Genomic DNA, 429 nt, shown 5'->3' with positions numbered 1-429 from the left:
GCTCCAGAATTAATATATTCTTCTTTATGATCAAAGAAATCAACACCGGTCTCAACTTCGATTAGTTCGTGGTCTAACATCTTTTCAATAATTTGAGTATATCCACCTACTGGAATACCTTGATATGGATCATTAAAATAGTTGTTGTCATATGTAAAACGTACTGGTAAGCGACGAATAATGAACGAAGGTAAATCAGTTGCAGCTTGTCCCCATTGTTTTTCTGTATAACCTTTAACTAGTTTTTGATAAACATCGGGACCAACTAAAGAAATTGCTTGTTCTTCTAAGTTAGCTGGTTTGCCATCAAGCTTAACGCTCTTCTTTTGTTCCTCAATTTTAGCCTTAGCTTCATCTGGTGTAATCACACCCCAAAGTTTATTAAATGTGTACATGTTAAATGGCATACTGTAGATTTCACCATTATAA

The 429-nt window shown here is 34.5% G+C and carries 1 protein-coding gene; it reads right to left on the bottom strand.

Annotated elements, in window-relative coordinates; all coding sequences use genetic code 11:
* The coding region (locus C1I99_RS35520; protein WP_499877956.1) for a UDP-galactopyranose mutase at positions 1 to 368 on the bottom strand (368 nt) is incomplete at its 3' end.
* Positions 369 to 429 lie beyond the last annotated feature (61 nt).

The organism is Micromonospora deserti (assembly GCF_003236335.1).
Taxonomy (GTDB): domain Bacteria; phylum Actinomycetota; class Actinomycetes; order Mycobacteriales; family Micromonosporaceae; genus Micromonospora; species Micromonospora deserti.
The sequence above is the reverse complement of the archived record's forward strand: the minus strand, read 5'-3'. Positions and strand labels throughout refer to the sequence as shown.